This is a genomic window from Methylibium sp. (assembly GCF_013817345.1).
Lineage (GTDB): Bacteria > Pseudomonadota > Gammaproteobacteria > Burkholderiales > Burkholderiaceae_C > Methylibium.
Genome location: NZ_JACDCW010000125.1, coordinates 1 through 9,059 on the forward strand (window position 1 = coordinate 1; position 9,059 = coordinate 9,059).

General features: G+C 69.3%; 10 protein-coding genes. 9 read left to right on the plus strand and 1 reads right to left on the minus strand.

The features are described from left to right. From H0W40_RS17540 to H0W40_RS17565, 6 genes are all read left to right on the plus strand, one after another. A partial coding sequence (locus H0W40_RS17540; protein ID WP_292448816.1) for an ABC transporter substrate-binding protein occupies window positions 1-875 on the plus strand: 875 nt, incomplete at its 5' end. Window positions 876-1,064: 189 nt separating this feature from the next. Further along, window positions 1,065-1,892 (plus strand): ABC transporter ATP-binding protein, encoded by an 828-nt coding sequence (locus H0W40_RS17545; RefSeq protein WP_292448817.1) that lies wholly within the window; start codon window positions 1,065-1,067, stop codon window positions 1,890-1,892. Between the two features lie 91 nt (window positions 1,893-1,983). Then, window positions 1,984-2,277 (plus strand): hypothetical protein, encoded by a 294-nt coding sequence (locus H0W40_RS17550; RefSeq protein ID WP_292448821.1) that lies wholly within the window; start codon window positions 1,984-1,986, stop codon window positions 2,275-2,277. 112 nt (window positions 2,278-2,389) lie between these two features. After that, entirely contained in the window at window positions 2,390-3,604 is a 1,215-nt protein-coding gene (locus H0W40_RS17555) for a phenylacetate--CoA ligase family protein (RefSeq protein ID WP_292448839.1), read from the plus strand. Window positions 3,605-3,768: 164 nt separating this feature from the next. Then, window positions 3,769-4,281, plus strand: coding sequence for a hypothetical protein (locus H0W40_RS17560; RefSeq protein ID WP_292448824.1), 513 nt, complete (start codon window positions 3,769-3,771; stop codon window positions 4,279-4,281). A 263-nt stretch (window positions 4,282-4,544) separates the two neighbouring features. Continuing rightward, window positions 4,545-4,961 carry a CopD family protein gene (locus H0W40_RS17565; protein ID WP_292448825.1) on the plus strand — a complete coding sequence of 139 codons (417 nt, stop codon included), beginning with the start codon at window positions 4,545-4,547 and terminating at the stop codon, window positions 4,959-4,961. 114 nt (window positions 4,962-5,075) lie between these two features. On the opposite strand, the gene H0W40_RS17570 is transcribed toward H0W40_RS17565, so the two are convergent. Then, window positions 5,076-5,537, minus strand: a complete 462-nt coding sequence (locus H0W40_RS17570; protein WP_292448827.1) for a DUF2231 domain-containing protein — start codon at window positions 5,535-5,537, stop codon at window positions 5,076-5,078. On the opposite strand from H0W40_RS17570, the gene coxB reads away from it, so the two are divergent. From coxB to H0W40_RS17585, 3 genes are all read left to right on the plus strand, one after another. Next, window positions 5,508-6,278: a cytochrome c oxidase subunit II gene (gene coxB / locus H0W40_RS17575; RefSeq protein ID WP_292448831.1), complete on the plus strand. Its 771-nt coding sequence runs from the start codon at window positions 5,508-5,510 to the stop codon at window positions 6,276-6,278. The genes H0W40_RS17570 and coxB overlap by 30 nt on opposite strands. Further along, window positions 6,268-8,805 (plus strand): cytochrome c oxidase subunit I, encoded by a 2,538-nt coding sequence (ctaD, locus tag H0W40_RS17580; RefSeq protein ID WP_292448834.1) that lies wholly within the window; start codon window positions 6,268-6,270, stop codon window positions 8,803-8,805. Before coxB ends, ctaD begins: the two co-directional genes overlap by 11 nt. Further along, window positions 8,802-9,059 (plus strand): hypothetical protein (locus H0W40_RS17585; RefSeq protein ID WP_292448836.1); only part of this gene is annotated, 258 nt, incomplete at its 3' end. The genes ctaD and H0W40_RS17585, both read left to right, overlap by 4 nt.

The window sequence follows — 9,059 nt, forward strand, 5'->3', positions numbered from 1 at the left end:
GGACGGCCGCCGACGTGCTGATCCAGCACATCGCCAAGAAGGAAGGCGGCAAGGACAAGTTGAAGGGCAAGAAGATCACCCTGGTCTATCACGACTCGCCCTATGGCAAGGAGCCGATCTCGATGCTGCAGGAGCTGTCGAAGATGTACGGCTTCGAGTTCAACGCCATTCCGGTCACGCACCCCGGCGTGGAACAGAAGGCCGCGTGGCTGCAGATTCGCCAGGCGCGCCCCGACTACGTGCTGCTGTGGGGCTGGGGCGTGATGAACTCGACCGCACTCAAGGAAGCGCGGGCCACGGGCTATCCGCGCGAGAAGATGTACGGCGTGTGGTGGGCCGGTGCGGAGCCTGACGTGAAGGACGTCGAAGGTGCCAAGGGCTACAGCGCGGTAGCCCTGCAGCACGGTGCCGAGTACGACTCCAAAGTGGTGAAGGAAGTGCTGTCTAGCTTGCACGCCAAGGGCAACGGCACCGGGCCGAAGGAAGAAGTCGGCCAGGTGCTCTACATGCGCGGCCTGATCAGCGCAATGCTGGGCGTCGAAGGCGTCAAGCGCGCGCAGGAGCGCTACGGCAAGGGCAAGGTCATGACGGGCGAGCAGGTGCGCTGGGGCCTGGAAAACCTGGCACTCGACCAGAAGAAGCTCGACGCGCTCGGCCTCGCCGGCGTGATGCGCCCGGTCAGCACGAGTTGCGCTGACCACATGGGCGCGAACTGGGCCCGCGTGCACACCTGGGACGGCAGCAAATGGGTGTTCACGTCCGACTGGTACCAAGGCGACGAGCAGATCATCAAGCCCCTGGTCAAGGCCGCCGCCGACAAATACGCGGCCGGGAAGAACCTGACGCGTCGCACGCCGGCCGATTGCCAGACCTGAGCCGCAGAGCGGCTCAGGTCTTCGACCTACCGGGCTGGGCTCCCACCCCTCCCCCTCCCTCCGAGCGAGAGGGGTTGCGGACACCCTCCCTGCCCTCCCTCCATGAGGGAGGGTTCCGGGCTCCTGACGGAGCCCTCATTCAAGCGCCGCGTGCGGCGCTTGAATGAGTCAACGCACAGAGCAACACTCATGAGTGCATCGCCCAACATCCTGCTCAACGTCAACGGCATCGAGGTCATCTACAACCACGTGATCCTCGTCCTCAAGGGCGTGTCGCTGCAGGTGCCCGAGGGTGCCGTGGTGGCGCTCCTCGGGGGCAACGGGGCGGGCAAGACGACGACCTTGAGGGCGGTGTCGAACCTGCTGGCGGGCGAGCGCGGCGCGGTGACCAAAGGCTCGATCGAGCTGCGCGGCGAACGCATCGAGGCGCTGAGCACCGCGCAGATGGTCGATCGCGGCGTCATCCAGGTCATGGAAGGGCGGCACTGCTTCGGCCACCTGACGATCGAGGACAACCTGATGACCGGTGCCTACACGCGCAAGGACGGCAAGGCGGCGGTGGCCGACACGCTGGACAAGGTGTACGGCTACTTCCCGCGCCTCAAGACCCGGCGCACGTCGCAGGCCGCCTACACCTCCGGCGGCGAGCAGCAGATGTGCGCGATCGGCCGCGCGCTCATGGCGAACCCGAAGATGGTGCTGCTCGACGAGCCGTCGATGGGCCTGGCCCCGCAGATCGTGGAAGAGGTGTTCGAGATCGTGAAAGACCTGAACCAGCGCGAGAAGGTCACCTTCCTGCTCGCCGAGCAGAACACCTTCATGGCGCTGCGTTACGCCGACTACGGCTACATCCTGGAGAGCGGGCGCATCGTGATGGACGGGCGCGCGGCCGACCTGGCGACCAACGAGGACGTGAAGGAGTTCTACCTCGGCACCGGCGGCAGCAAGGACAGCACCGACCGCAAGAGCTTTCGCGACGTGAAGAGCTACAAGCGCCGCAAGCGCTGGCTGGCGTGAGCCGTGAACGACAAACGCTCTGCTGCGCCGTCGGATGTTGCCGCCCTTGGCACCATGAAACCTGCGAGCGCGTCATCCTTCAGCGACCGCTATGAGTGACGACTTCTTCGCCCCGCCATCGTTCAAGGCCGACGCCGCTCTGGCGGGCCTGAAGCGAGAACTGCGCGCCCTACGGCTGACCGAGCGCGAGGGCCGCTTCGAGCTGCAGGGCCGGCCGGTCGCGACGCTGGAGCTCGAAGCCGAGGCGATCACGGCGCGGATCGTCAAGCGGCCGGCGCAATCGCCCGAATGGACCGCCAGCACGCTGAAGAACGCCGCCGACGTGCGCCGCTTCACCGACGAGCTCAAGAGCCGGCTTGCCCGCTGGAGCGACCGCGATGACTGAGCTGCGGCGCACCGCCCCCGGCGGCACCGGCGCGGCGGTGCCGCCGGCAAGCCGAGCGGCGTTCTACGACGATCTGGAAACCCGCGACCCGGCGCGGCGCGAGCAGGCGCTGATGGCGGCGCTGCCGCGCCAGGTGGCGCATGCGCAAAGCGCCAGCGCGGCCTTCGCCGAGCGGCTGCGCGGCGTCGATGCCCCGTCGGTGAGCAGCCGTGCGGCGCTCGCAACGCTGCCCGTCACGCGCAAGCACGAGCTGCTGGCTCGGCAGCAGGCGGCGCGCGCCGAAGGTGCGGGCAGCGATCCGTTCGGCGGTTTCTCGACCATCGGCTGGCGCGGTCTGCTGCGCGCACAGGGCGCGCGCCGCGTGTTCCAGTCGCCGGGCCCGCAGTACGAACCCGAGGGCGCCGGCCCCGACTACTGGCGCTGCGCACGTGCCTTGTTCGCGGCCGGCTTTCGCGCCGGCGACTTGGTGCACAACAGCTTCAGCTACCACCTCACGCCGGCCGGCTCCATGATGGAAAGCGGCTGCCAGGCGCTTGGCTGCACGGTCTTTCCCGGCGGCGTGGGCAACACCGAGCTGCAGTTGCAGGCGATGGTCGAGTTGCGGCCGCACGGCTATGTCGGCACGCCGAGCTTCCTGAAGATGCTGCTCGACAAGGCCACCGAGGGGGCGATCGCCCTGCCGGGGTTGAGCAAAGCGCTGGTTTCGGGCGAGGCTTTCCCGCCCTCGCTGCGCGACGCCATCCGCGCGCGCGGCATCGAGGGTTACCAGTGCTACGCGACGGCCGACCTCGGACTCATCGCGTACGAGACCGAGGCCCGCGAAGGCCTGGTGATCGACGAAGGCGTGATCGTCGAGATCGTGCGCCCGGGCACAGGCGATCCGCTGCCGCCAGGCGAAGTGGGCGAGCTCGTGGTCACCACGCTGAACCCCAACTACCCGCTGATCCGCTTCGGCACCGGCGACCTCAGCGCCGTGCTGCCCGGGCCTTGCCCGACGGGGCGCACGGCACCGCGCATCAAGGGCTGGATGGGCCGCGCCGACCAGACGACCAAGGTGCGCGGCATGTTCGTGCACCCGGAGCAGGTGGCCGCCATCGTGCGCCGCCACCCAGAGATCGCCAAGGCCCGCCTGGTCGTGAGCGGCGAGATGGCGAACGACGCGATGACGCTGCGCGCGGAGGTCCAGGCCCCGCAGCAGGCGCTTGCTGCACGCATTGCGCAAAGCATCCGCGAGGTGACCAAGATGCGCGGCGAGGTCGAGCTGCTGGCGCCGGGCAGCCTGCCCAACGACGGCAAGGTGATCGAGGACGCGCGCCGCTACGAGTGAGTGCCCTGCGGGTCGCGGCCCGCGATGGCGTTCTGCGGCCCACTCCCTGCAGTGGTCCCGCGCGCGTTTTGGCCGTGTAGTGATCGCGCGTTTACCGATTGAGTCGATCGCGCGCAGGGCCCAGACTCGCGATCCCGACACCCGGCTTGCCCGACATGGAACCCATGAAGCACCTGCTGCGCGTTTTCTATCTGATCCATGCGGTCGTCGCCCTTTTGTTCCTGTGTGCGGCCTTGCTCCTCATGGCGACGGCCGTGCACACCGGCTGGGCCGCGCTTGGAGAAGGCCTGGACCGCGCCGCGGCGCTGGGGGTCATCGAGGCGATGGGCATCCTCACGGCCGCAGTGGTGTCGCTGCAGATTGCCCAGACCATCACGGAGGAAGAAGTGATGCGCGAAGCCCACGTCGGCGGGCCGACGCGTCTGCGGCGTTTCCTTTCGCGTTTCCTGGTGGTGGTGGTGATAGCGATTGCAATCGAAGCGCTGGTCGGCGTTTTCAAGGCCATGCACGACAGCCCGCAGAACCTGCCCTATGCGGCCAGCGTGCTGCTCGCCGCCGCCGCCTTGCTGGCGGGCTGGGGCGTGTTCATCAAGCTCAACCGCGCTGCGGAAGAGCTCGAACCCGAGGCGATGGAGAAAGCGAAGATCGAGGACGAGAAGATCGAGAACGCCGCTTGAAATGGCTGGCCTCCTTCGGCCCACGCGGTGCAGGCGGCCCACGCGGTGCAGGCGGTGCAAGCGGCAACCGTATCCGTGCAGGAGACGCCCCCGCACGACGGGAGCGTCGTTTGCTATGCGGCAGGGTTTGCGGCGCAATGCCGCTTCCGACAGGAGACAACACGCCCATGTCCACTCTTGCAAGGCTCCGGGAGCCGCCGGCACGGCACTGTTTTGGCCCTCGGCCTGGCGCTGCAGCGCTCGCCTTGTGGCCGGAGTGAGCCGTGCCCTGGCTGAAGCTGCTGCACATCACGTCGGTCATCGTCTGGTGCGGGGCCTTGCTGTACCTGCCCGCGGCCATCGCCGCAGCGGCGGGCCCCGACCGCGCCGCCGCTTTCGAGGGCCCACGGCGGCACGTGCTCAGGGCAGTGTTCACGCTCGTCGCAACGCCGGCGGCGCTGCTGGCGATCGGCTCGGGCACCGCGATCTTCGTGTTCTACGGGCCGCTCGCGCCATGGCTGATCGCCAAGCTGGCCACCGTGAGCCTGCTGGTGCTCGGCCATGCGGCTTGCGGTGCACTGATCCTGCGCGCCGAGAGCGACACCGGAGGCGGCGTGCGCGGGCGCTGCTGGGCAATCGCCGGCACCTCGCTGTTGTGGCTGGCAGGCATCGCGTGGCTGGTGCTGCGCAAGCCGTTCTGAGCCGGCGCAGCGCATGAGCGCCCCCGCCCGGCCGCTCCGAAGGGAGCGCTGCGTCCCTCTCGGAGGGACCGCGCGAAGCGCGAGGGTGCACCAGTGAGCCCGCGTGCCGCCGGATCACTCGCTGGTGTCCACGCCCACGGCGTGTTCATAGACCAGGCGCCCGCCCAGATAAGCCGCCAGCCCGATGAAGCCGGCCGTCAGGAGCGACATGCCGAATCCCCAGGGCACCACGTGCAAGCCGGGCTCTTCGCCCAGGCGCAACAGCCAGTTGAACGTGGCCAGCGACAGCATCATCACCGCGATGAGGGCGTGGGCCCAGGCCGAGACGAGGCGCCGGATGCGCGCGACGGTGAGCAGATCCACGAGCCCGGCGAGGCTGGCGCCCCAGCCGCCGATCGCGCCCACACCGGCGAGCCATATGCCGGCGCGCGCCCAGAACGGATCGCCGCTGTTCATGTACGCCGCGTCCGAGGCGACCAGCGCGATCAAGGCCGCGACCGGGAAGTGAATCATCATCGGGTGCAGCGGATGCCCCGCGATCGCGGCGTGGCTCAGGATGGGTTCGGGCGCGCTCATCGGCGCATTCTGCAGTGCGCCGCGCCGCTGCTGCTGGCCGCCTGCGAAGGCCCGCAGTCACTGCTGGATCCGGCCGGCCCGTCGGCGCAGGCGATCGCCAACGTATGGTGGTGGATGTTCGGCGTGGCCGGCGCGGTGCTCCTCTTCGTGGTGATCGTGTGGCTGCTCGCGATGCGGCGTGAACGCGCATTGCCGGCCGAACAGGCGAGCCGAGTCGGTCGGCGCTGGATCATCGGCGGCGGCATCGTGCTGCCCACGGTCGCCATCACGGCGCTGCTGGTCTTCGGCTCGCCGGCCGGGCTGCACCAGCTGCCGCTGCCCGGCGGCGCGCAGGACGGTCAGGCACCTTTGCGCATCGACGCCATCGGCCACCAGTGGTGGTGGGAGCTGCACTATCCCGACACCGGCCTGCGGCTGCGCAACGAGCTGCGCCTGCCGGTGGGGCGGCCGGTGGACATCCACACCAGCAGCCGCGACGTGATTCATTCCTTCTGGGTGCCGCGGTTGGGCGGCAAGCTCGATGCCGTGCCCGGCCGCACGCTGGTCGTGCGCCTGCAGGCCGACGAGCCGGGTGTCTTTCGCGGCCAGTGCGCCGAGTTCTGCGGGCTCGGCCATGCCCACATGACGATGACGGTGCGGGCGATGGAGCCGGCCGCCTTCGAGGCCTGGCTGCAGGCGCAGCGCACGGCTGCGGCGGCAAAACCGGCAGCGGCAACAGCGGCGACCTCCGATGACGACTGAGCCCACCGCCCACGCCGCACCGCGCGACCCGGCCGAGCTGCACGAGGAGTTCGAGGCCGTCTGGGGCAACCCGAAGGGCTGGCGCGCGCTGACGGTCGTCAACCACACCAGCATTGCGCTGCGCTTCATGGTGACCGGCGCGGTGTTCTTCGTGATCGCCGGGCTGCTCTCCATGCTGATGCGCGCGCAGCTCGCGCTGCCGAACAACGACTTCATGGGCGCCGAGGCCTACAACCAAGCCTTCACCGTGCACGGCACGATGATGATGTTCCTGTTCGCCGTGCCCATCCTGCAGGGTCTGGCGGCCTACTTGCTGCCCAAGATGCTGGGCGCGCGAGACCTGGTGTTCCCGCGCCTGTCGGCCTTCGGCTACTGGTGCTATCTGTTCGGCGGCATCATCTTCACGAGCAGCCTGTTCCTCGGCGTGGCGCCGAACGCCGGCTGGTTCATGTACACGCCGCTGTCGAGCGACGTGTACTCGCCGGGGCTGAATTCCGACTTCTGGCTGATCGGCATCACCTTCATCGAGATCGCCACGCTGTCGGCCGGCATCGAGATCACGGTGTCGATCCTGCGCACGCGCGCGGCCGGCATGGGGCTGCACCAGATGCCCATCTTCGCGTGGGCGATGCTGGTCACGTCGATGATGATCGTGGTGGGTTTTCCGCCGCTGGTGCTGGGCTCGATCCTGCTCGAGCTCGAGCGCGCCGCCGGCTGGGCCTTCTTCGATGTCGAGCGCGGCGGCGATCCAGTGCTGTGGCAGCACCTGTTCTGGCTGTTCGGCCACCCCGAGGTCTACATCATCTTCCTGCCTGCAGCGGGCATCGTCTCCACGCTGGTGCCGGTGTTCGCACGGCGCCCGCTGGTCGGCTACCGCTGGGTCGTGGTGTCGCTGGTGGCCACCGGCTTCATCAGCTTCGGGTTGTGGGTGCACCACATGTTCACGGTTGGCATTCCGGCGCTGGCCCAGGCCTTCTTTTCGGCGGCCAGCATGCTGGTCGCGGTGCCCACCGGCATTCAGTTGTTCGCCTGGATCGCCACGCTGTGGACGGGCCGGCCGGTCTGGTCGACGCCGATGCTGTGGATCGCCGGCTTCCTGATGATCTTCGTGACCGGCGGTCTCACCGGCGTGATGCTGGGCTTCGTGCCCTTCGACTGGCAGGTGCACGACACGCACTTCGTGGTCGCGCATTTCCATTACGTGCTGATCGGCGGCATGCTGTTTCCGCTGCTGGGCGGCGTGTACTACTGGCTGCCGCACTTCAGTGGCCGCATGCCGTCCGAACGGCTGGCCAAGGCGGGCTTCTGGCTCACCTTCGTCGGCTTCAACGGCACCTTTCTCGTGATGCACTGGACCGGCCTGCTCGGCATGCCGCGCCGCGTCTATACCTACGACGCCGGCCTGGGCTGGGACGGGCCCAACCTGGTGTCGTCGATCTTCAGCTTCCTCATGGCCTTCGGCCTCTTCACCGTGCTGCTCGACTTCGTGCTGCACTTCCGCTACGGCCGCAAGGCGCCGGTAAACCCCTGGCGCGCCGACACCCTGGAGTGGGCCACCGGAACACCGCCCACGAGCTACAACTTCGCGAGCCTTCCGCGCTTGTCCACGCGGCATCCGCTGTGGGATCACCCCGATCTGCCGCAGACCATCGCCGAAGGCCGGCACGCGCTGCCGGAGGCCGCCCACGGCCGACGCGAGACGCTGGGCAGCGACCCGCTGAGCGGGCGCCCGCGCGAGGTGATCCACCTGCCGGGCAACACCTGGCTGCCGCTCATTGCCGGCCTGATGGTCGCGCTGGTGTGCGTTTCGCTGCTGCTCAAGTTCTATGTCGTGGCCGCCGGCGCTGCGCTCGTGGCGGCCGGCGTGCTGCTGCGCTGGTCGTGGGAGAACGGCGCCCATCCGAAGGCCGCCGCCCACGAGGGGCACGACCTGCCGCGCGGGCTGCCGCTGCATTCGCGCACTTTCGACGGTCCGGGGCTGTGGGGCATGGGCGTGACCCTGCTCGCCGATGCCGCGCTGTACGGCTCGCTGATCTTCGGCTGGCTGTTCCTGTGGACGGTGGCGCCGAACTGGCAGCCGCCGGAGCGCTCGCCCCTGGGCACCTGGCCGCTGGCCGCGGTGACGCTGGCCCTCGGCGCCGGCGTGGGGTTGATGCAAGTCAGCGTGCGTCGCCTGCGCCGGCGCGACGATGGCGGCCTGACCGCGCGGCTGCTGCTCGCGGCCGCGTTCGGCCTGCTGGCCTGCGGCGGGCTGGTGGCGCTTATCGCCACCGCACCGCTGGCGCCGACCCGCAACGCGCACGACGCGATGATTGCCTTCACGCTTGCCTTCCTGCTGCTTCACGCCGCGCTGGCCACGGTCGCTACCGTGCTGCAGGCCTGTCGCGTGCGGCTGGGTTATGTGAGCGCGCGGGCGCCGTACGAGCCGGGCGTGGTGGCCTTGCTGTGGCAGTTCACTGCCGGCGCGGCGGCGCTGGCCTGGCTGGCGATGGCGCTGCTGCCGCTGATGCTCGGGAGCGCGCGATGAAGGCTGCGGCCAGCCACCCACTGCAGTTGGTGCTCGGCCTGACGCTGTGGGCGGTGTGGTTCTGCGTGGCCTATGGCGGCCTGTCGGTCGCGTGCGCGGTCGCGCCGCCGCCGCCCGAGCGCGGTGCCTGGACCTGGGTGAACGGCAGCCTGTTGCTGCTCACGCTCGCCACCGTTTTATTGCTGGCGTGGGCCGCCTGGCGGTGCACCCGCGCGGCCGGCCTGCAGGCCGGCGCGCCCGACGCGGCGCCGCAC